This window comes from Undibacterium sp. Jales W-56, from assembly GCF_025548535.1.
Taxonomy (GTDB): domain Bacteria; phylum Pseudomonadota; class Gammaproteobacteria; order Burkholderiales; family Burkholderiaceae_D; genus Undibacterium.
Genome location: NZ_JAJLQW010000004.1, coordinates 257329 through 279744, shown reverse-complemented (window position 1 = coordinate 279744; position 22416 = coordinate 257329). Strand labels below are relative to the sequence as shown.

Here is a 22416-nt window from a genome sequence, read left to right as displayed (position 1 = left end):
GCATTAAAAATATACACGGTGGAGTATCTGTTTAATCATCATATGGCCCGTGGCAACCGATAAAGAAACACACAAAGAAACACACATGGATATCAAAGACTACATGAAGGACCTGGGCATACGCGCCCGCAAGGCCTCGCGTGCCATGGCGAAGGCGAATACCGCTGCCAAGAATCAAGCCTTGTCGCTGATCGCCGCGGCTATACGCCGCGAGGCTGCGACCTTACGCGCCGCGAACGAACTCGATCTGGCCGCCGCGCGCGCGAATGGGATGGACGCCGCCATGCTGGATCGACTGACTTTGTCCGACCAAGCGATTGCCACCATGGCAGACGGCCTGGAGCAAATCGTCAGCTTGTCCGACCCGATTGGCGAAATCTCGAATATGAAATTCCGTCCGAGCGGCATCCAGGTCGGCCAGATGCGGGTGCCTCTGGGCGTGATCGGCATCATTTACGAAGCGCGGCCGAATGTCACGGTCGATGCCGCAGGCTTGTGCATCAAGAGCGGCAATGCGACGATTCTGCGCGGCGGATCGGAGGCGATTCACTGCAACCAGGCCCTGGCAAAATTAGTCAAACAAGGTCTGGCGGGCGCCGGTCTGCCATCGGACGCGGTGCAAGTGGTCGAGACCACCGATCGCGCTGCGGTCGGCGAACTGATCACCATGCCCGAGTATGTCGATGTGATCGTGCCGCGCGGCGGCAAAGGCTTGATTGAGCGCCTGATGCGCGAATCCAAAGTGCCGATGATCAAACATCTGGACGGCATTTGCCATGTCTATATCGATGACAAGGCCGATCCGAAAAAAGCACTGGATATCGCCTTCAACGCCAAATGCCATCGCTACGGCACCTGCAATACCATGGAAACCTTGCTGGTAGCGCGTGGCATCGCCCCGCAAATTTTGCCGGAATTGGCGACGCTGTATGCCAGCAAGCAAGTCGAATTGCGCTGCGATCCGGCGGCCCAACAGATTTTGGCGGGTTATCCGCATTTAGCCAGTGCGACTGAAGAAGACTGGCGCACCGAGTATCTGGCGGCGATCCTGGCGGTCAAAGTGGTGGCCGGTATGGATGAAGCGATTGAGCACATCAATCACTATTCATCGCAACATACCGAATCCATCATTACCGAAGACTACACCCGCGCCATGCGCTTCTTGCGTGAAGTCGATTCGGCCTCGGTGATGGTCAATGCCTCGACCCGTTTCGCCGACGGTTTTGAATACGGCCTGGGTGCCGAGATCGGCATCTCGAACGATAAATTGCATGCGCGCGGACCGGTGGGATTGGAAGGCCTGACATCATTAAAGTATGTTGTATTTGGCAACGGCCAAGTTCGTGCTTAGTTCAAATCAAAAATAGGGAACAGCCATGTTGACGAGATTGCGTGTCAAAGGATTTAAAAGTCTGGAAGATGTTGAGGTGCGCTTCGGACCTTTTACATGCATTGCTGGCGCAAATGGTGTCGGAAAATCGAATCTATTTGATGCAATTCTTTTTCTCAAAGGTTTATCTAATACTTCCATCATTGAGGCAGCAAATAGTATAAGAAACAGTGGTAAACAAAGAACCAGCATCGCTTCTTTATTTACCCAGACATTTTCCAGTCAAGCTCAATTGATGGAGTTTGAAGCAGATATGTTGGTGGGAGATAAAGTCATTGATGATTTTAGTCGAGAGGCGAAACCTAAAGTGACTTATCTCCGCTACAAAATTGGTCTGAGGTACATAAAATCTACTGCGACAACGCCAGAGGGTATCGAGCTGGTTCACGAGTCTTTGGACTTTATTCAAAAAGGTAGTGCCAAGTCGGAATTGGGTTTTTCTCTTACCAAAGAATTTTTTGATTCTGCTTATGTGGGTAGCAGCAAGATTGATTTTATCTATACAGAAGAAAATTCTAACGTCGTCAAAATCCGCCAGGATCAGACCAGTGGTAATGCGATCAGTATTCCAATTTCAAAAGCAGACCGCACCATACTGAGTAATATCAACACGATTGATCGACCTACTGCTTTGGCCGCCAGACGTGAGATGCAATCCTGGACCTTACTGCAACTGGAATCCAGCTCACTCAGGAAGCCGGATGATTTTCTTTCTAAAAATCATGTTTCTGAGTATGGTGAACATTTACCTGCAACTTTAGATCGGTTGGGTAAAAATCAGGAAATCGCCAATCAATTAGCGAATCTCTTGCCTGATGTAAAGAACGTATTTGTAGATGTCGACGAAAAGAGGCAATTAAAAACCTTATATTTGGAGAGCATGAATCAGATAAAACACGAAGCCAGGGCTTTATCTGATGGTACGTTGAGATTTTTGGCGCTTTCCATTATCGGTGCTGATCCTGAGTCAGGTGGCGTAATTTGTTTGGAAGAACCAGAAAATGGAATTCACCCTGCGCGTATCCCTGCTATCGTAGAATTGTTATATCAAATGGCGGTGGATACGGAATTTGCGATTAATAACGATAATCCGTTGCGCCAGATTATCATTAATACTCATTCTCCTTTGGTAGTTAAACACATTGCGTCTGAAGATATTATCGTTTCTCAAGCATACAAGCGTGAAGGTGCTTCTTTATCGGCTTTCAGGCCCGTCGAAAATACTTGGCGTAGTGAGAGTGCTGGTGCTGATACAGCAGCTTTTGGTGTTTTACTGGACTACTTGCAAGTTGGCGCTGTAGATGACGAGTCTCATCAAGGTCGGATTGGATTAATCCAGCAATACAAACATCAATTAGATTTGTTAAGTAAATAAGACGATGAAAATTATTCGTTATACCTTGCTGGCAGATGGCAGTTCAGACGCGATGTTAATACCAATTATTGATTGGGTGATTCGTAAAAATTTTCCTACATTGAATTTTCAAAGCCAATTTGCCCGTGACCTGGGGCAAATCGGCTTAGATTTACAGCGTCGATTAGTTGTTGCATTAGAGCAGTTTCCTTGCGATGTATTGTTTGTTCACAGAGATGTGGAGAATCAATCATATGCTGACCGAATGAAAGAAATCAGTTCAGCAGTAAATCTTAGCATTGACAAATACGTGCCGATTATTCCAATCAGGATGACAGAAGCTTGGCTTCTGTCAGATGAAATGGCAATACGAGCAGCCGCCGGTAATCGCAATGGAAAAGTAAAGTTAAGTTTGCCGCCAAAAAATAAATGGGAAGTACTTGCTAACCCTAAGGAAATTTTATTTGATGCTTTACTCGCATCTTCAGAAAAAACTGGTCGAGCATTGGCAAAATTTAATCCACACTTACAAAGGGCGCGTGTTACCGAATTAACCGAAGATTTTTCAACTCTCCAAGGCCTCTCTTCATTCGATGCATTTGAGACTGAAACCATTCTCCAATTTAGGAAATTTTAATTATGCTCTGGATTAAAGCGCTACATATTGTGTTCGTGATTTCATGGTTCGCGGGGCTGTTTTACCTGCCGCGTATTTTTGTGAATCTGGCGATGGAAAATGAAGCCGTTACGACTGAGCGCTTGTTGCTGATGGCGCGTAAGCTGTATCGCTTTATGAGCATATTGTCGATCCCGGCGATTGGATTTGGGGTCTGGTATTGGTTGGCGACAGGCATTGGACGTGGCCCTGGCAGCGGCTGGATGCATGCCAAGCTTTTTATCGTCGTTTTGCTGATCGGCTACCACCATGCCTGCGGCAGCATCCTGAAAAAATTTGAACAGGGTAACAACAAACGCGCACATACCTGGTTCCGCTGGTTCAACGAAGTACCCGTGCTCTTGCTGCTCGCAGTCGTGGTTCTCGTGGTAGTTAAACCGTTTTAATTCGCCAGGGAACGACGATGAACCGAGTATGTGAATACTATTTTGCGCCGCAGTCGCCTTGGGCTTATCTGGGACATCAGCGTTTCGTCGATCTGGCGAAAAAGCATGCGGTCAAAGTTGATCTCAAGCCGGTCGATTTAGGTAAAGTGTTTGCGATTTCCGGCGGCCTGCCGCTGGCAAAACGGGCGCCGCAACGGCAGGCTTACCGCCTGGTGGAAATGCAGCGCTGGAGTACCCATCTGGAATTGCCTATGAATTTGCAGCCGACGTTTTTCCCGGTCGCTGCCGATACAGCCGCGCAGCTGATCATTGCCGCACAGCTGACGCACGGTACCGAAACCGCGTTGCAGTTGACTGGCGCCATCATGCGCGCAGTCTGGGCAGAGCAAAAAAATATTGCCGATGCCGATACGCTGGCCGGCATTGCGCTCGACTGCGATCTGGATGGCAAAGCCTTGCTGAAGTCGTCGGAAACCGGCAGCGTGTCTGCCGAGTACGAGCGTTTTACGAACGAGGCGATTGCGAATAATGTATTCGGCGTGCCCTGGTTCGTCTTCAATGGCGAAAGCTATTGGGGGCAGGATCGTCTGGATTTTTTAGAACGTGTTTTTCAAGAATAATTTTCGTAGTGGTAATTGTAATCAGGTGAGCGAATGCTGCGTATGCTCACCTTGGTTTTTACGCAGTGTTTGATGTTTAATACCGGCTAAGCAAGAGCTTCAGCCTTTAAAAATTAATTTGGATAAAAGGTTCCCCATGACACGTTACTCGTATTTCTGCCCTTGCCCACGCGGCCTGGAAGTCGCTCTCGCTGAAGAGTTGAATGAGATTGCCCAATTTGATAAAACCCTGCATGTGCACACGCAAGTCCCGGGCGGTGTGCATTGTTCCGGCGAGTTGCGCGATGCTTACAGCATCAATTTACATTCCCGCATTGCATCCCGCGTTTTGCTGCGCATGGCGCATGCCGGCTACCTGAACGAAAACGATATTTACGACCTGACTCTGGCGCAGCCTTGGGAAGATTGGTTTGGCTATCATCACACAATTCGCGTCGATGTCACCGCAGTGAAGTCGCCGCTCAAGAGTCTGGAATTCACGACGCTGAAAATCAAGGATGCGATTTGCGATCGTTTCCGCGATCAGTTCACCCAGCGGCCGTCGGTCGATACCAAGAATCCGGATATGCGGATCGTCGGTTTTCTGGATGCGCGCAACTTCACGCTTTATCTCGATACCTCGGGCGAGCCTTTATTCAAGCGTGGCTGGCGCATGGAAACCGGCGATGCGCCGTTGCGTGAGAATCTCGCCGCAGGTTTGCTGCGCACCACGGGCTGGAAGCCGGGCACACCTTTGCTCGATCCTATGTGCGGTTCCGGCACGATCCTGATCGAAGCGGCGCAGATGGTCGCTGGTATTCCACCGGGTTTGCGTCGCGAATTTGCGTTTGAGAAATTCGCCGGCTTTCAGGACGAGGAATGGCAGGCGATCAAGGCTAAAGCTAAGCCGCATCCGCTGCCGGCAGAACCGACGATTTTTGGCAGCGATATTTCGGGCGACATGATCGTCATGACACGCAATAATCTGAATAAGGCAGGCATCCGTTTCGAGGTTCCGCTGAAGCAGATCGAGGCGCAGGAAATCAAAGCGCCGACCGAGCTGCCAGGCGTCTTGCTGACCAATCCGCCGTACGGCGAACGTATCGGTGTGCGTGGCGACAGCAGCATAGAACCAGATGACATGGCGAAGGATTTTTTCAGCGCGTTTAGTTCGACCTTGAAGCAGCGCTTTGCCGGCTGGAGCGTGTTCCTGTTCACAGCCGATCTGGGGTTGCCGAAGATGCTGCGCCTGAAAGAGTCGCGCAAAACCCCGTTCTTTAACGGCGCATTGGAGTGTCGTTTATTCCGTTTCGATATGGTCGCCGGATTTAACCGGCGCGAAGAAGCCAAGCCTAAGAGCTTGTCTTAAATCATGATAAAACGGGCGGAAGCTGCACAGCAGATTCGCCCGTTTTGCTTTATGCTCTAAGCACACTTTATGCTCAATTCATTGCTAAACTAAAAAATACAATAGGAGATTTTTTCATGGAACAAGGTTTTCCCCCTTTCAATTTAAAAGATCCTGGTTTGTTGCGTAATCAGGCATATATCAACGGTACCTGGATTAGTGCGTCAAACAATTTTGATGTGACGAATCCGGCCACGCATGCGCTGGTCGGGACTGTCCCTAATCTCGGCGGTGAGCAGGCTCAGGTCGCGATCGACGCGGCGCAAGCGGCTTTCCCGCTATGGGCGGCGAAGACCGGCAAAGAACGTGCCGCCATCATGCGTAAATGGTTCGAGCTGATGGTCGCGAATGCGGACGACCTGGCAATCCTGATGACATTAGAGCAGGGCAAGCCGTTGGCCGAAGCGAAGGGCGAAGTCATCTACGGCGCCAGTTTCATTGAATGGTTTGCCGAAGAAGCCAAGCGTGTTTGCGGCGATGTGATGGCATCGACCTGGAGCGACAAGCGCATGGTCGTCTTGAAGCAGCCTATCGGCGTTTGCGCCTCGATCACGCCATGGAATTTCCCGATTGCGATGATCACGCGCAAGGTCGCTCCGGCCATGGCTGCCGGTTGCAGCATCGTGATCAAGCCAGCAGAACAGACGCCTTTATCGGCACTGGCAATGGCAGAGCTCGCGCATCGTGCCGGTGTGCCTGCTGGTGTGATGAACGTGATTACCGCCGACTCGGAGCGCTCGATTGAAGTCGGTAAAGTTCTGTGCGATAGCCCGGTAGTACGTCATTTATCGTTCACCGGATCGACACCGGTGGGTCGGATTTTAATGCAGCAATGCGCACCGACAGTGAAAAAACTGGCATTGGAATTAGGCGGCCACGCACCTTTCATCGTGTTTGACGATGCGGATCTGGATGCTGCGGTCGAGGGCGCTTTGCTGTCGAAGTTCCGCAATGCCGGGCAGACCTGCGTATGTACCAATCGTTTTTATGCGCATGAATCGATCTACGATGTTTTCGTTGAGAAACTCGCTGCAGGCGCGAAAAAAATCCAGGTCGGCAATGGCCTCGCAGCGGGTGTTAATCAGGGGCCGATGATCGATGAGCAGGCCGTGGCAAAAGTAGAGGAACATGTCGCCGATGCCCTGGCTAAAGGTGCCAGGATTCTGGCTGGCGGCAAGAAACATGCGGCAGGCGCACTTTTTTATGAACCTACGGTGCTGTCGAATGTCACAGAGTCGATGCAGATCATGAGCGAAGAAACCTTTGGCCCGGTGGCTGCGGTAGTCAAGTTCAAGTCAGAAGCGGAAGTGATCGCTGCTGCGAATAATACCGATTTCGGTCTGGCCTCGTATTTTTATTCACGCGATATCGGCCGCGTCTGGCGGGTTGCCGAGCAACTCGAATACGGCATGGTCGGCATTAATACGGGTTTGATTTCGAACGAGGTCGCGCCATTCGGCGGTGTCAAGCAATCAGGTTTAGGACGCGAAGGGTCGAGTTACGGCATGGATGAATATCTCGAAATGAAATATTTATGCATGGGTGGAATTTAAGCCAGAACGTGAATTGACTGGATTTAAGCAAAAACGGCGTCCTGACTACGACGCCGTTGTTGCCAGATGTTGTAAATCGCCGCGTATGTGATGTGGTGATATTCCTGTTTTAATAAGTGAAATTATGTCGACCACTCCACCTGCTGCTCCCGCAACGCCGCCCTCATTCCCCTCACATTTGCAAGTTGCCGGCACAGGCGCCTTAGCCACGCTGCTGGCAGCGCTGGCGATGCTGGGGCCGTTTTCTATCGATACCTATCTGCCGGCCTTTCCAGCAATACAAGCGAGTTTGCAGGCGAGCGCGATAGAAGTGCAGCAGACTTTGACAGCGTATATGTTGTCGTTTGCCGTAATGACGCTGTGGCATGGCGCCTTGTCCGATGCCTTCGGCCGTCGTAATGTGATTCTGGTGTCGCTGGCGATTTTCGCGGTGGCCTCATTCGGATGTGCGTCGGTGCATAGCATTCATTACCTGTGGGGTTTTCGCATTTTGCAAGGGGTATCCGCCGGTGCCGGCGTGGTGGTCGGCCGGGCGATCATCCGCGATCTGTATGCCGGCGCACCTGCGGAGCGCTTGCTGTCCTTGGTCACCATGATTTTTTCGATCGCGCCAGCGATCGCGCCGATACTGGGCGGCTGGATCGTGAGCTACCTGAGCTGGCGCAGCATATTTTTGCTGTTGTTCGTGTACACGCTGGTGTTGTTTTGGGCTTGCTATAAGCGTTTGCCAGAATCTTTACCGCTAGAGAAGCGCCAGCCGTTTAGCGCGGAATTTTTATGGGATAGCTATAAAAAGGTATTTAAGTCGCCACTGTTTCATTTGAAGGCGGGCACGATTGCATTTAATTTCGCAGGATTGTTTTTGTATGTCTCGTCTGCCCCTGCATTCATCACGCGGCACCTGCATTTGGGGGCCGATCAGTTCGGCTGGCAGTTTGTGCCATCGGTCGGCGGTATTTTCCTCGGCGCCCTGGCCGCGAATCGCCTGGCTGGCAAATTATCGGTATGGAAGCAGGTGAATATCGGTTTTGCTTTCTTGATTGGCGCTGCCTTATTCAATGTCGCGTATCACGCAGTCTGGCCGCCGATGTTGCCCTGGTCGGTATTGCCGCTATTTTTTTATTGTTTCGGCATGTCGCTGGTAGCACCCGGTGCGACGTTGCTGGTGCTGGACCTGTTTCCAACTATTCGCGGCATTGTCGCCTCTTGCCAATCGGCATCGGTGACCATGCTGGGCGCAGTGGTTGCCGGTGTCGTGGCGCCTGCGCTGGATCATTCCGCATTGACCCTGGCGCTAGGCCAATTCGTGTTTGCGGTGATCGGCATGAGTTTGTGGTACACCGGACGCCATTACTGGCGCGCCATGTCGAATCAACAGCAAAATGCCTGGGAGACAGTCGGCTAATAAATTAATTGGCTTATGCCTCGTTAGCTTCAACTGGTATGACTGCATCTGAAACACTTACTTACAATTCAAGCGAAAATATTTGCTTTTCTTGACTTGAAATAAAGTTTTGGCACCTTACATGATTGATGCTCTGCAGCATTTTGAAAATTTGCATATAATGCGAACCAAATCGAAATTGGCGTATCAAAGCTTTGTCCATAAGCTTATGAAAAACACTTCGTGTATTTTTTAAGCAACGCTAGGTACAATCTTGCTTACGGACTGTTACCAATTTCATCAAGTTGTCATTTTCCGCAGGTATTGTGGCTTCTGTCATTGAGTCGCTTCTGGTGCTCAAGGCTGTAAAAAACCTGCAAATTTGTTTTTGCTTGCTAAATTTGTTGTGTTGCAGCAAAGACCAAACTTATAATTTTCTGGATATTACCCTATGAAAAAATCATTACTCGCACTGGCTCTAATCGGTGCTTTCTCCGGCGCAGCATTCGCGCAATCTTCTGTAACCGTCTACGGTATCGTTGACGCTGGCTTCCAAAGCCTGGACACTGGCGCTGGTAAAGTTTCCAGACTGCAAAGTGGTCAAGAAAGTGGTTCACGTTTGGGCTTCAAAGGTACTGAAGATCTGGGCGGCGGTTTGAAAGCAAACTTCGTGTTGGAAATGGGCCTGAACGTTGATGATGGCACATCTGGTCAAGGCAGCAAGGCGTTTGGTCGCCGCTCTTTGGTTGGCCTGTCTGGCGATTTCGGTTCTGTCGATCTGGGCCGTGACAAGACTCCAACTTTCAAATTCTTCGACAACTTTGATCCGTTTGCATCTGGCTACATCAACAACGGCAGCGGTTTGTCCAACAACACTTTGTACTTCGTTGGCGGCGGTGCTAACACTGCTGGCGCATCCAATGGCCGTATCACTAATGCAATCATGTACGCAACTCCAGGCAACCTGAGTGGTTTCTCTGCTGTTGGCGCATATGGTTTCGGTGAAGTTGCTGGCAATACATCCGCTGGTCGTGCTTTGGGTCTGAACCTGCGTTACACGGCAAACGGCCTGGACGTTGGTTACTCTTTCGCTAAAGACAACGCACAAGCTGTTGCTGGCGGTCCAATCAATGCGAAGAAAGCAAACACAATCGCTGCTTCTTATGATTTCGGCGTAGCTAAGCCAGTCGTGATCTACCAAAAAGTTCAAGACGAAGCTGCTTTGGCCCTGGATCAAAAAGTATTCACACTGGGCGTAACAGTACCAGTCGATACTTCCAGCAAAGTCATCGCTACTTACACAAAAATCAAAGATTCCACACGTATCAATACAACAACGCCAGATACAGTTGGCGATGCTAAGCAATTCGCATTGGGTTACCAATACGCTTTGTCTAAGCGCACTGATTTGTACGCTGCATACGCTGGCTTGACACAAGATGCAAATTCTCAAAAGAATGGCGCATCTTCTAAAGGCGCAGATGTAAAAGAATTGACATTTGGTGTACGTCACCAGTTCTAATTTAATTCAGACTCAGGTCTGAATTAAGCGGAAGTGAATTCGCAGTAAAAACGGGGCAATCAGCAATGATTGCCCCGTTTGTTTTTGTTGCGGGCATCCTTGAGGGCTGGCTCCCGGTTTGCTAAGCACGCTTAAAACCGCGTAAAATACGCTCTTATCCTTGTATGGTACTAATCAATCGTACCGATCAATCCATCAAATCTCTATGAGCATGATCCTGGTGCTTCCAGTCACGCATCATCTCTCTTATTAAGTTCAAGTATGTCCGATTCCAAATCTGCCGATGGCGCGCCTAAGGCCCTTTTTTACGATCCAACCGAGCATCGCATCCGCAGCTTTGTCACCCGTGCGGGTCGCTTGTCGGATGCACAGGCAAGAGCGATAGAGACGCTGGGGCCGCAATTCATGCTGCCCTACCAAAAAGCGATATTAGATATCGATGCGGCCTTCGGTCGTCATGCGCCTACCGTGTTTGAAATCGGCTTTGGCATGGGGGAAACCAGTGCCAAAATTTCTGCCAGCGTGCCGGAAAAGAATTTCATCGGTGTCGAAGTGCATACTCCGGGTGTCGGCAGTTTGTTGAAATTGACCGGTGAATTAGGCTTGAAAAATCAGCGCATTATTCAGCACGATGCGTTTGAAGTGCTGACCAATATGATTGCGCCGGAGTCACTGGCGGGTGTCCATGTATTTTTCCCCGATCCCTGGCACAAGGCGCGCCACAACAAGCGCCGCCTGATACAGGGCCCTTTGGTCGCCTTACTCGCTTCGCGCATTGCTCCGGGTGGTTACCTGCATTGCGCGACCGATTGGGAAGAGTACGCGATCCAAATGCTCGACGTGCTGAGTGCAGAAGCTGGCCTGCAAAATACTGCCGATGGCTATGCGCCACGCCCCGACTATCGCCCGGTCACGAAATTTGAAAACCGGGGTCTGAAACTCGGCCACGGGGTTTGGGATCTGGTTTTCAGCAAGCGTTAACATTGTTTAACGCGAATGCGTTTTAATCTGTAAAGCACAGCGCAGCAATACCCGCATATTCGATGCGCCTTAGCGGCCAATACAGTCCGCTAAGGCGCATTTTTATTGGGTAACGGCTAATGGCTCGCGGCAAACACGCGCAAGCGATGCCCATCCGGATCGGTCGCCACGAAGGTGTAGTCGAAATCCACCGTAGCCGGTTCCTGAATAACAGGCAAATGACGTTCTTTCCAGTCACGATATGTCTGATCAACCTGGGCATTTGTTTCCAGGGCGAACGCGATTTCGCTGGTGCCTCCGATCTGGGGATGCGCCGGCGCCGGCACTACCGTGTGCTTTGACCATAGTCCAAGCATGATGCCTGAATCAAGTGCAAACATCGCAAATGTCGGTGATGTTTCGATCGCTGTCAGACCGAGTATGTCGCGGTAGAACTGTGCGCTGGCGAGGGGATTATCTACATACAGAAGAATGAAATTAGGATGCGGCATGATGTGTCCTTTGTGAGAAATAACTGTTGATGGAAGAGCCTGAGGGGTCTCTGCGATTCTGCTGCAAGGACATTGTCACTGGCCCTGGTGTCAGTTTCTGTCAGCAGCGATGGGTGATTTAGCGGAAATATCAAAATTTTTTGCGCTACACTACGCGCTCCAAAATCAGTGAATCAGTCCACACGTGTCTCTAAAAAAATCCCAATTTCGTCTTATCTCCGGCGCGATCCTTGGCCTCGCTTTAGTTTGCGGTTATGTATTTTTTCAAGACTCCGGCAGTGTCGGCAAGCTTAAAGAGCAATTCGGCAGGCCGGCTGCGGCGCCGGCAGATCTGCTGGCTTCTCCCGTCGCGCAAATTGTGTTCGCAGGCGACGGATTGGCGGGCTTGAAGGATGCGGAATCTGGCGTGGCGCGTTTCTCCGATCCTTATGGCGTGGTGCTTGATGCATCGGGTAATACGTATGTCAGCGATGCCGGCGACAACAACCGGATTCGCAAAATTTCTCCGCAGGGCCAGGTGACTAGCCTGGCCGGGGAACGCGAAGGCTATGCTGATGGTCTTGGTGCAGCGGCTTCGTTTAACACACCCTCAGGTCTCGCCATCGATGCCGCAGGCAATCTGCTGGTTGCCGATACTGGCAATAATGCGATCCGCAAAATCACACCGCAAGGTCTGGTGAGCACAGTCGCCGGGACAGGTGTCGCAGGCTTTCAAGATGGCCCGGCCAAGACTGCAATGTTCAATGGTCCGATCGGCGTTGCCGCGGATCAAAGCGGCAATGTGTATGTGGCCGATACCTATAACGATAGAATTCGCCGCATCAGTCCTGATGGGCAAGTCACGACGATTGCAGGCAGTCGTCCCGGTTACAGCGATGGTATTGGTATGGACGCATTGCTCGATACACCCTGTGCCGTCATGGTCGATCCGCAAGGCGAACTGCTGATTGCCGACACGCGCAATAATGCGGTTCGTCGCATCGATCGCGACGGTATGGTCAGTACCGTGGTGCGTTCTTTAGCGGAAGATAAAGAGGCTTTATTGAAAAGACCGGTCGCCTTGGCTCTGAGCAGACAAGGCGTGTTATTTATCGCGGAAATGCGCAACGGGCGCATCTTAAGCTGGACGCCGGATCGGCAAATACAGGCATTGGCTGGTAAAGAATCCGATATCGGATTCGGGCGTCCGGTCGGGATGGCCTTCCAAAAAAACGGCGACCTGCTGGTGGCTGATGCCAATGCGTATGCAATACAAAAACTGCTCAACTTCTCAGCAAGTACAGACAGCAGCCTCAACGCCCTGCACCAGCGGCAAGAGAAATCGTTAAGTACGCCAGCAGCAAACAAATTACCCTGGCCGTTAAAACCGCAGCATGCAAGGCATGAAGTCGTTGGCGTAGTCGGTGAAGTCCGCGGCAATTTCAAAGGCGAGAGCCGCGATCATTTGCATAACGGCCTCGATGTGCAAGGCGACATGGGCGCGAGTGTGCTGGCGGTCATGGATGAAAAAATCAGCGACCCGATGCCGAACTGGGGCTTTGGCGAATTGAGCGAAGGCCTGGCGATCAACAAGATGAGTTACATCCATATGCGCGTCGGCCGCAGCATTCGGGATGTCTCCATCGATCCGGAAAAATTCACGCAGATCATCAGTCCAGATGGCAAACTGGAACGAATACGCGTCAAGCGCGGCACCCGTTTCACCAGCGGGGATGTGGTGGGAACGATCAATCGGATGTTTCACGTCCATCTGGCGTATCAGGAATTCGGTCGTTACCGCAATCCGTTTATTTTTTCATTCGATGGGTTCCTTGATCGGGTCGTGCCCGTGATCGACGAAATCCAGGTGCTTGATCCGAATGGCAAGCCATTCGCTAAAGCGCGCGATGGCCGCGTGCATATTGCCAAGGCCGCCAGCGAGCTGGGCATTGCGGTTGATGCGCATGACAAGATCGATGGCAACACCGCCAGACGCCGCTTGGGTTTGTACCAGGTCGGTTACCAGATCCTGGGCAAGGATGGCAGCGCTTTGCCCGGCTATGAGCAGCCTTTGATCAATCTCGACTTCAGCCAATTGCCTGCCGACAATGACGCCGTCAAGATTGCTTATGCACCCAACAGCGGCATCACGGCGCATGGCAATGCCGAAACCCGATTTAACTACATGGTGACCAATATTGTGCGGGATGGCATGGCTAAAACAGGTCGCTGGCGTATTGCCGATCTGCCGGCCGGTGAGTATGTCATCAGGGTTTTTGCCGCGGATTATGCCGGTAATATTGCGACCAAAGGAACGGATTTGACCGTGACAATAGAGTGAGGAAGCACCAGATTAAGCAGCACAATTAAGCACGAAGAGGCCCGGCGAAACACATCAGGCCAGCGCCAGAATTGCCGAAAAGGAAGTGATGTCAAGCGTCTTATTTTGGCGTATCGTCATGAGGTTTTACAAGGAGTGAGCTTAGGGAATCAGCTTACTGCTCTCAAGACAATTACTTTCTTCAAAGATCGCATTTTCAGGAGATTGCCATGAAAACAAATCCAGTCGGCTGGTTTGAAATCTATGTCCAGGATATCGAGCGTGCCAAGACTTTTTATCAAACCGTGTTTCAAATCACTCTGGAAAAATTAAACAGTCCCGATATCGACATGTGGGCATTTCCGGCGAATATGGATGGCTGGGGTGCCGGCGGATCCTTAGTCCGGATGCCTGGCTATCCATCTGGCGGCAACAGCACGCTGGTGTATTTCAGTTGTGCCGATTGCGCGGTGGAAGAAGGGCGGGTAGTCGCCGCCGGCGGACGCATACAGCGAGAAAAAATGTCGATCGGTGAATACGGATTTATTTCATTGATCTTCGATACGGAAGGCAATATGGTCGGCCTGCACTCGCTGGAATAATCATCTGAACGATTGAGCTGAAAAAATCCAACCAGACTTTCAGATACCGAGATCTTAGAAGACGCGGTCATGATGATCGCGCCTTCTCATATCGCTAGTTTTCGACCATGATTTGGGTCGGATCGCTGACCAGAACATGCGTTTGATAATAATACTTGTCGGTTCGCTTTCCATCGATGAAAAAATACACCGTGACCCGACGTGCAGTACCCACCACACGCAGTTGTTTACCTTTTAGTTCGACCAAGGGATCCGCCCCGAGCAGTTTCGTCATTTTGGCGGCGGCTTCGGGTGTTATCTCTATCGACAGATTGCGCTGATCACGGTAGTCGCTTTCGGAATTCAAATAAACCCGATTATCCTGCATACCAGTGGCTTTCACTCGCAAGGCGAAAGTACCCGCTACTCCATTCGGTGCGGCGGCAGCCAGTTGAATTGCTTCGACCGGAGAAATTGCTTTCGCATTGAACTTCGGCAAGGGTGATGTACTTACGCAAGCAGATAAAGACAGCGCGACAGCGAAGGCGCAAATGAAAGTTTTGATTTGCATGAGGAGTGAGAATGTCGTTGAATGTGTTGCTATATTATCAAATAATTTTAATCCTTGCTTATGTAATGGCGCGACTCTTTTTCTATTGCGCCTGCACCCCTTCCAGGATTCTCCACTCTTTGAGCAGAGCCTGACGGCGGCGCGGTAATCTCTGCTCCATGATGCAGAGTCCGGCAATCCTGTCGGTACGAAAATGCCGGAACTCCTGGCGCAATTCACACCATGCCACAATCACGCGAACCCGATCGAAAAAAGTCAGGGCACATGGCCAGATTATGCGTTGACTGCGCTTGCCATGCTGATCGAGATAGGCGATATCCAATTTATGTTCAGTCCGGATCGCGCGCCTGATCTGGCTCAGTTGTTCATCATTTTTATTCAGCGTCTCGCCGGGGCCGATCAGCAAGGCATTGCTGTCGAGATCGTGGCGCAAGTCGGCGGGCAGCACGGCGGCGATCTTTGCCAGGGCATCGCGTGCCGCCGCTGCCAGATGGGTATCGCCGCGTTCGGCAACCCAGCGCGAGCCTAATACGATCGCTTCGATTTCTTCTTCAGAAAACATCAAGGGCGGCAGGCTGAATCCCGGTTGCAATACATAGCCGAGACCGGCTTCGCCATTGATCTTGGCACCCTGTTCTTGCAGGGTGGCGATATCGCGGTACAGTGAGCGCAGGCTGATTCCGAGTTCATTTGCCAGGTCGGCGCCTTTGACCGGGTAACGATGGCGACGCAAGACTTGCAGGAGTTGGAGCAGACGTTGCGAGCGCGACATGGCAGCCTGCCTACCCGACTTCGGCGATCAGGGCGACGATCTCGGCGCCATAGCGTTCCAGCTTTTTCTCGCCGACCCCGGTGACGCCGCGCAAATCCGCCATCGATCGCGGATGCGCTTTGGCGATTTCGCGCAAGGTCGCATCATGAAAAATAATGAAGGCCGCCGTATTGTGTTTCTTGGCCGTCTCGACCCGCCACCAGCGCAGCTTTTCAAAGATGGTCTGTTCAATGCTGGACAGGTTCGCCTCGGCATAATCCCGGGCGGATTGGCGTTTATGCTTGACGGCTTTTTCTGCCTTTTTGTACTGACGCAGCTGGACCTTGGTCTCGCCCTTCAGGACGGCCCGCGATTCTTTGGTGAGTTTGAGCGAACTGAAGTTGTCGTAATCGACCGCCACCAGGCCGAGCGCAATCAGTTGACGCAATAGCGCACGCCATTCGGCCTCGCTTTTATCCGAACCGATACCGTAAGTCGAGAGCTGGTCGTGCCGCCATTGCTTGACGCGATCGGTATCTACCCCACGCAGCACGTCGATGATATGACCGGCAGCAAAACGTTGATCGGCACGATAGATGGTCGACAGAATTTTTTGCGCAGCGAGGCTGCCGTCGAACGAGGTCGGCGGTGCCAGGCAGGTGTCGCAGTTGCCGCAAGGCTGCGATGGCTGACCGAAATAATCGAGGATGTGCACGCGCCGGCAATTCAGCGTTTCGCACAAGCCCAGCATCGCATCGAGTTTGACGCCCTGCACCCGCTTGAAGGTCTCGTTCGCTTCCGATTCATCGATCATGCGGCGCTGTTGCACCACGTCCTGCAAGCCATACGCCATCCAGGCATTCGCGCTGCTGCCGTCGCGACCTGCGCGACCGGTTTCCTGGTAATAACCTTCTATGCTTTTGGGCAGGTCGAGATGGGCGACAAAGCGCACGTCGGGTTTGTCGATGCCCATGCCGAAGGCGATTGTGGCCGTCATCACGATGCCATCTTCACGCAAAAAGCGCGCTTGATTTTTAGTCCGGTCCGGCAGCGCCATGCCGGCGTGATACGGCAGGGCAGTGATGCCGTTTTCATTGAGAAATTCCGCAGTCTCTTCGACCTTTTTGCGCGACAGGCAATACACAATTCCGGCATCGCCGCTGTGTTGCGCGTTGATGAAGTCGAGCAATTGCTTGCGGCCGTTCGCCTTTTCTACAATCTGATAGCGGATGTTCGGGCGATCAAACGATGAGACGAATTGCAGCGCGTTTTCCAGTTGCAGCCGATGAATGATTTCATCGCGGGTTTGCTGATCCGCCGTCGCTGTCAGCGCAATCCGCGGCACCTCGGGAAAACGCTCGTGCAGTATCGACAGCTTGATGTATTCGGGGCGGAAATCATGGCCCCATTGCGAGACGCAATGCGCCTCATCGATCGCGAACAGCGCCAGCGGCGTGACCGACAGCAGTTCCAGACAGCGTTGCGTCATCAGGCGTTCCGGCGCAATGTACACCATGTCGAGCTCGCCATCCCGCATCATCTTCTCGATGCGCAAGGCTTCCTCAAAACTTTGAGTCGAATTCAAGAACGCCGCACGCACGCCGACTTCTTCGAGCGCATCGACCTGATCCTGCATCAATGCGATCAAGGGCGAGATCACAATGCCGACGCCATGCCGTATCAGTGCCGGGATTTGATAGCACAGGGATTTACCGCCGCCGGTCGGCATCAGCACCAGCGCATCGCCACCGCGCACTACATGATCGACGATCTGTTCTTGTTGCCCGCGAAAAGACGGGTAGCCAAATACAGTCTGCAACAAGTGCAGGGCGGGATTGGCGTTATTGCTTGCTTCTGTCACTACTTAGTCAACCCATGCAATCGTGCCGGTATAAGCCGTAATTAAAATCATGATGCCGAAAGCAATGCGGTACCAGGCGAACACATTGAAATTATGCGAGCTGATATAACGCAATAACCAGCGCACACAAAAGAACGCCGAGATAAACGCCGCAATTGTACCCAGACTAAACATCGGCAGGTCGGCGCCCGACAAATCATTGCGCGCTTTAAACAGCGAGAACACGGTTGCGCCGAGCAAAGTCGGGATCGCCAGGAAGAACGAGAACTCGGTCGCCGCCTTGCGCGATAAACCAAACAACATGCCGCCGATAATCGTCGAACCGGAGCGGCTCATGCCCGGGATCAGGCCGAATGATTGGGCGAAACCAATTTTTAATGCATCGACGATCGTCATGTCATCGATGGAGTGGATGCGCGCATGCTGGTCGTCATGGCTATCGGTAGCGCCGTCAGCCGCCGCATTGCCGCCATTCGCGTCGGCCCGCTTGCGCTCGACCCACAAGATAATCAAGCCGCCGACAATAAACGCGCTCGCCACCGGCACCGGTGCAAACAGGTGGGCCTTGATTTTCTTGATGAACAAGACGCCGAGTATCGCTGCCGGCAAGAAGGCAACCACCAGGTTGAGTGCAAATTTACGCGCCTTCGCATCGCTCGCCAGGCCGAGCAACACGCTGGCAATTTTTTGACGATATTCCCAGCACACGGCAAAAATCGCGCCGGCCTGAATCACGATATCAAATACTTTCGCGGTCTCGGTCGTAAAGTTCAGCAAGCTACCGGTCAGGATCAGATGACCCGTCGACGAGATAGGCAAGAATTCTGTCAAGCCCTCAACGATACCCATGATGATGATTTTTACGGCGAAGAGAATATCCATGGTCGGCGAAAGAGTAGAAAGGTTAAAAAAACTCAAAAATGAGCGCGGGATTTAGTCGGCACGAAGCTTAACATGCGCACCTGCAGTGCGCTGCTCAATATTTCAGCAATGAAGATGGTAATCAGATACTCCCAGGTATTGGCCATAAAAACAGGCTAATCTGCATACTGCTATTGCGGTATTAAAAAATACTAGATAGGAGTATGTATTTGTGTCAGACTATTGTTGAGTACACGCGCTGCGATTGCTTAATTTGCACGCGAGTAAACTCTATTGACCCAACACGGGTTTGAGGGACAATTCGACGGCTTCTTTCAATTCATTTTCTGCGGCAAATAAATCGGGCCGCACCTCATTTTTGCTTGTCAGGAGATTACTTCTAAACGGCAGGGATGCACCTCCAAAGCTATGTACGACAAGTGCGCCATCTGTACTGAATGCGGTGAGTTCGACTGATAATCCTTGGGTTGTGCCATCGTAACGCCATGTTTCATTCGCTGAGCCAAGCACCGGAACACGTCTTTGCTGTCCATCCCAAGTGGCCGCACTACCTGCCAATTTAGCGGTCCGCAAGACTAAGTTAGGCCGTAAAACTAGGGTGGCTTTGGTTTCTCCGCTGATGCGTTGAACGAGAAAAGAAAGTGCTTTTAAGTACTCTGTACGTTTTAAATTTCCATTTACAGGATCATAAATGCCACCCACGATAGATACTTCTTGTGACCAAATGGTGTCATAGCTGTTTTGATCAATGATTGCGATTTTATATCCAGCGGCGCTTAGTTGCTGGTGCAATTCTCTTTTCAATATATCGATCCCTGCCTTCAACTCATAGACATCTACCTCTGGTGGTAGTAATACGATAAACGCCCCCGCATCTGGGCGCTTGTAGGAAGACGATGTTTGATTATCAGAAGACAGAGGTGGTTTGATGGCAGCGCATGCTGACAAGATGATTGAGAGCAAAGGGATTAGTAGTTTTCTCATATGTGAGGATATTAAAATTAGTGAAATAAGCAGAGTGAGACTGGATGGCTAAGATAAATCCTAGTCTGATACTGTAAGCAAAGCGAGTTCGTGACAATACGATAATGCAATGCGGCGTGCAAGACCTTCTACCTTGCTTTTATTTGAAATTATTTGGAGTCGCAATAAAAACATAATTACTCTATTGATGAGCAATCCCATTAATAACTGGACACCCGGCAGATCGCGCAACACTTTTTCAACACTGGCAGATTACGCGGCACCGGTTTTCTTCTATTTTCTTTTGAAAAGTGCGATGACTCCCACAATGGCAGTGAGTAAATATACCGGCCCTAGTAAAACCAGATCTACCCGGATATTTGTTTGGATGGCCGTGGTCGCTTCGATATATGTGAACAGCCACCAAAATGCGGCACAGATGCCGAGCAGCCATTTGGCCGGCGGCGAGTGATAAGTTAGCACGCACGGCACCGAAAACAATAATGCGATTGCCCCGGTTGCAACCGGATTGAAAGCCAAGAATTTGATTGGGAGCAGTATTAAGGCCAACATTTCCATTTTTTTTAGCTTTTCAATGTACGCAGGCAATCAAAATTGGGTTGATTGGACGTCAAAAATCAACTAACTCAAATTGACCCCACAGCGGTAACCCGTTCCAGCTCGTCAATCCAGAGCATCGCCTGCTCCCGGGTCTCACCGCACATCTCTAACGAAGGCTGTAAGCCGCCGCAGCATGCGGGGCGTTCGGCTTGGCCGAAGATCATGCAGCGGTGATCTTCGGCGAGCTGGATGCAGCGCACGCCAGCCGGTTTGCCGTTGGGCATACCCGGAATCGGGCTGGAGATCGAGGGCGCGATGCAGCATGCGCCGCAGTTGTCGCGACAGTTCATGTGGGTCTTTATTCAAGATGACGCAGTTATTGTGGCGGGAGTGCGTAGCGTCGAAACAAGGGTGATCGTTTTTGGCTGGATAGGGAGATATTCTACCGGATCATGTTTTTGCCCGGTAAGTTGTTACCGCAGGTCGTTCGCTGCTGCAGTTGGTTTGCATGGCCCGAGCGGGTCAGCACGGGCGTCATGGCAGTTGTAGGCTGCTCCGGTTCCAGCAATGCGGATTAAAACCGTTTTGCCGCAGTTCAGGCTGCTGATTTGCGCATTCGTCGCATTTCTATTGTGCTTAGAGCAAGCAACCGTCAGACTCCTTCTCGCGGATCGACGTGCTCTTTGCTTGACGCTATCGGGATAGATGATTATATTACTGACTCAAAAGTAAGTTAATTTTCCCCGCCATGATGTCTTGCCCATTTAAGCCACGTTGGGAGCGCCGTAAGGATGCTCGCCCTCAAGAATTACTCTCCGCCGCCCTTGACTTGTTTGTCGACCGAGGCTTCGCGGCTACGCGCCTGGATGACGTTGCACGAGCCGCCGGAGTATCTAAGGGGACCTTGTATTTGTATTACAGCAGCAAAGAAGAATTGTTTAAAGCGGTCGTCCGCGAAAATGTTTTGCCGTTGATCGATGAGGCCGGCGAATTGATACAGGCTTTTTCGGGCAGCACTGCCGATTTGTTTCGCTTGTTTATGACGACCTGGTGGGAGCGCATGGGCAAGACCAAGCTGTCCGGCCTGAGCAAGCTGATGATGGCGGAGGCGAGCAATTTCCCGGACCTGGCGCAGTTTTATCACGATGAAGTGATTGCTCCGGGCGATGCGATGATCGTCGGCATGCTGCGTCGTGGTATCGCCAGTGGCGAGATGCGCGCGATAGACCCGGAAATCGGGGCGAAAATTTTGATTGCGCCGATGATCATGATGATGATGTGGAAGCATTCATATAGCGTGTGCCAGATTCCTACCAAGGATCTGGAGAATTATCTGGAGCATTACATCGATATGGCTTTGCACGGTTTGCTGGTCAGATAAAGCAAAACAGTCCGTCAGTGATTGCGTTCAAGGACAAGTCAGTGCCGCTGAGCATCAGTGCAACGGACTTCTTGCGGCGGGAAACAAGGAATCTTCTAATCGGGGTGCGCGCTTTGATAAAATGCGGGTTCTCCACCTATATAGCGACAGAGCAAATACCATGAATATCGAAAAATCCCGTTTCAACATGATAGAGCAGCAAATCCGTCCATGGAATGTCCTGGACCAGGATGTATTGAATTTGCTGATCGTTTGCAAGCGCGAAAATTTTTTCCCGGAAAGCCAAAAAAGCCTGGCCTTCTTTGATACCGAGTTACCGCTAGCCGGCGGCGCTTTTGCATTGAGTCCCAAACTGGAAGCGCGGATCGTGCAAGAGGTGGCAGCAAAAAAATCGGAATCCGTCTGGCTGATCGGGGCCGGCACCGGTTATCTCGCAGCGCTGCTGGCGCATCAGGCCAAGCATGTGACGGTGACTGAAACCAATCCCGAACTGATCGCGACAGCAAGCAAAAATTTACGTGATAACGACGTCTCAAATGTGAGCATTATTCAAGCCAATGGCCTGACTGCGCAGCAGGGTGCGGCTTACGACGTCATCGTTGTCAGCGGCTCTCTCGAAATCGTGCCGCAAGGATTGCAGGACATGCTGAATGTCGGCGGTCGTCTGTTCGTCGTGACCGGACAGGCACCGGTCATGGAGGCGCAATTGATTCGCCGTGAATCCGGTTCCAGTTTTAAAGCGACGACTTTGTTTGAAACGGTCGTTCCAGCCTTGCCGCAATCCGGGCACGTATCGCGTTTCACTTTCTAAATAGCGGAAAT

At 51.4% G+C, this 22416-nt stretch carries 22 protein-coding genes; 15 read left to right on the top strand and 7 right to left on the bottom strand.

Annotated elements, in window-relative coordinates; translation table 11 throughout:
- Positions 1-85 precede the first annotated feature (85 nt).
- From LPB67_RS13005 to trmB, 10 genes are all read left to right on the top strand, one after another.
- A complete protein-coding gene (locus LPB67_RS13005; protein WP_262837685.1) occupies positions 86-1351 on the top strand; it encodes a glutamate-5-semialdehyde dehydrogenase in 1266 nt (421 codons plus the stop codon).
- Positions 1352-1376: 25 nt separating this feature from the next.
- Positions 1377-2765: an AAA family ATPase gene (locus tag LPB67_RS13000; protein ID WP_262837684.1), complete on the top strand. Its 1389-nt coding sequence runs from the start codon at positions 1377-1379 to the stop codon at positions 2763-2765.
- A gap of 4 nt (positions 2766-2769) precedes the next feature.
- The gene (locus LPB67_RS12995) at positions 2770-3381 is read left to right on the top strand and encodes a hypothetical protein (RefSeq protein WP_262837683.1); all 612 of its coding nucleotides are present in this window, start codon (positions 2770-2772) and stop codon (positions 3379-3381) included.
- Between the two features lie 2 nt (positions 3382-3383).
- Positions 3384-3806, top strand: coding sequence for a CopD family protein (locus LPB67_RS12990; RefSeq protein WP_262837682.1), 423 nt, complete (start codon positions 3384-3386; stop codon positions 3804-3806).
- Positions 3807-3823: 17 nt separating this feature from the next.
- The gene (locus LPB67_RS12985; RefSeq protein ID WP_262837681.1) at positions 3824-4426 is read left to right on the top strand and encodes a 2-hydroxychromene-2-carboxylate isomerase; all 603 of its coding nucleotides are present in this window, start codon (positions 3824-3826) and stop codon (positions 4424-4426) included.
- 136 nt (positions 4427-4562) lie between these two features.
- Entirely contained in the window at positions 4563-5774 is a 1212-nt protein-coding gene (locus tag LPB67_RS12980) for a class I SAM-dependent RNA methyltransferase (RefSeq protein WP_262837680.1), read from the top strand.
- A gap of 116 nt (positions 5775-5890) precedes the next feature.
- The gene (locus LPB67_RS12975) at positions 5891-7366 is read left to right on the top strand and encodes an NAD-dependent succinate-semialdehyde dehydrogenase (protein ID WP_262837679.1); all 1476 of its coding nucleotides are present in this window, start codon (positions 5891-5893) and stop codon (positions 7364-7366) included.
- Positions 7367-7490: 124 nt separating this feature from the next.
- Positions 7491-8771 carry a multidrug effflux MFS transporter gene (locus LPB67_RS12970; protein ID WP_262837678.1) on the top strand — a complete coding sequence of 427 codons (1281 nt, stop codon included), beginning with the start codon at positions 7491-7493 and terminating at the stop codon, positions 8769-8771.
- A gap of 430 nt (positions 8772-9201) precedes the next feature.
- On the top strand, positions 9202-10272 hold the full coding sequence (locus LPB67_RS12965; RefSeq protein ID WP_262837677.1) for a porin: 1071 nt from the start codon (positions 9202-9204) through the stop codon (positions 10270-10272).
- Between the two features lie 261 nt (positions 10273-10533).
- Positions 10534-11253: a tRNA (guanosine(46)-N7)-methyltransferase TrmB gene (trmB, locus tag LPB67_RS12960; RefSeq protein ID WP_262837676.1), complete on the top strand. Its 720-nt coding sequence runs from the start codon at positions 10534-10536 to the stop codon at positions 11251-11253.
- Between the two features lie 116 nt (positions 11254-11369).
- On the opposite strand, the gene LPB67_RS12955 is transcribed toward trmB, so the two are convergent.
- Positions 11370-11744, bottom strand: coding sequence for a VOC family protein (locus LPB67_RS12955; protein WP_262837675.1), 375 nt, complete (start codon positions 11742-11744; stop codon positions 11370-11372).
- A gap of 184 nt (positions 11745-11928) precedes the next feature.
- On the opposite strand from LPB67_RS12955, the gene LPB67_RS12950 reads away from it, so the two are divergent.
- The gene (locus tag LPB67_RS12950; RefSeq protein WP_262837674.1) at positions 11929-14064 is read left to right on the top strand and encodes an NHL repeat-containing protein; all 2136 of its coding nucleotides are present in this window, start codon (positions 11929-11931) and stop codon (positions 14062-14064) included.
- Between the two features lie 209 nt (positions 14065-14273).
- The gene (locus LPB67_RS12945; protein ID WP_262837673.1) at positions 14274-14645 is read left to right on the top strand and encodes a VOC family protein; all 372 of its coding nucleotides are present in this window, start codon (positions 14274-14276) and stop codon (positions 14643-14645) included.
- A 94-nt stretch (positions 14646-14739) separates the two neighbouring features.
- On the opposite strand, the gene LPB67_RS12940 is transcribed toward LPB67_RS12945, so the two are convergent.
- The 5 genes from LPB67_RS12940 to LPB67_RS12920 form a co-directional block, all read right to left on the bottom strand.
- Positions 14740-15195: a hypothetical protein gene (locus LPB67_RS12940; RefSeq protein ID WP_262837672.1), complete on the bottom strand. Its 456-nt coding sequence runs from the start codon at positions 15193-15195 to the stop codon at positions 14740-14742.
- Positions 15196-15277: 82 nt separating this feature from the next.
- On the bottom strand, positions 15278-15967 hold the full coding sequence (locus LPB67_RS12935; protein ID WP_262837671.1) for a helix-turn-helix transcriptional regulator: 690 nt from the start codon (positions 15965-15967) through the stop codon (positions 15278-15280).
- A gap of 10 nt (positions 15968-15977) precedes the next feature.
- On the bottom strand, positions 15978-17807 hold the full coding sequence (gene recQ / locus LPB67_RS12930; protein WP_262837670.1) for a DNA helicase RecQ: 1830 nt from the start codon (positions 17805-17807) through the stop codon (positions 15978-15980).
- A 3-nt stretch (positions 17808-17810) separates the two neighbouring features.
- A complete protein-coding gene (locus LPB67_RS12925) occupies positions 17811-18689 on the bottom strand; it encodes an undecaprenyl-diphosphate phosphatase (RefSeq protein ID WP_262837669.1) in 879 nt (292 codons plus the stop codon).
- A 270-nt stretch (positions 18690-18959) separates the two neighbouring features.
- Complete coding sequence (locus LPB67_RS12920; protein ID WP_262837668.1) at positions 18960-19673, bottom strand: hypothetical protein; 714 nt, start codon at positions 19671-19673, stop codon at positions 18960-18962.
- A 187-nt stretch (positions 19674-19860) separates the two neighbouring features.
- On the opposite strand from LPB67_RS12920, the gene LPB67_RS12915 reads away from it, so the two are divergent.
- The gene (locus LPB67_RS12915; protein ID WP_262837667.1) at positions 19861-20124 is read left to right on the top strand and encodes a hypothetical protein; all 264 of its coding nucleotides are present in this window, start codon (positions 19861-19863) and stop codon (positions 20122-20124) included.
- A gap of 175 nt (positions 20125-20299) precedes the next feature.
- Here LPB67_RS12915 and LPB67_RS12910 read toward each other — a convergent pair whose 3' ends face one another.
- Complete coding sequence (locus tag LPB67_RS12910; protein WP_262837666.1) at positions 20300-20563, bottom strand: YkgJ family cysteine cluster protein; 264 nt, start codon at positions 20561-20563, stop codon at positions 20300-20302.
- A 401-nt stretch (positions 20564-20964) separates the two neighbouring features.
- On the opposite strand from LPB67_RS12910, the gene LPB67_RS12905 reads away from it, so the two are divergent.
- Positions 20965-21594 carry a TetR/AcrR family transcriptional regulator gene (locus LPB67_RS12905; RefSeq protein WP_262837665.1) on the top strand — a complete coding sequence of 210 codons (630 nt, stop codon included), beginning with the start codon at positions 20965-20967 and terminating at the stop codon, positions 21592-21594.
- A gap of 160 nt (positions 21595-21754) precedes the next feature.
- The gene (locus LPB67_RS12900; protein WP_262837664.1) at positions 21755-22405 is read left to right on the top strand and encodes a protein-L-isoaspartate O-methyltransferase family protein; all 651 of its coding nucleotides are present in this window, start codon (positions 21755-21757) and stop codon (positions 22403-22405) included.
- The last annotated feature ends 11 nt before the right edge of the window (positions 22406-22416 follow it).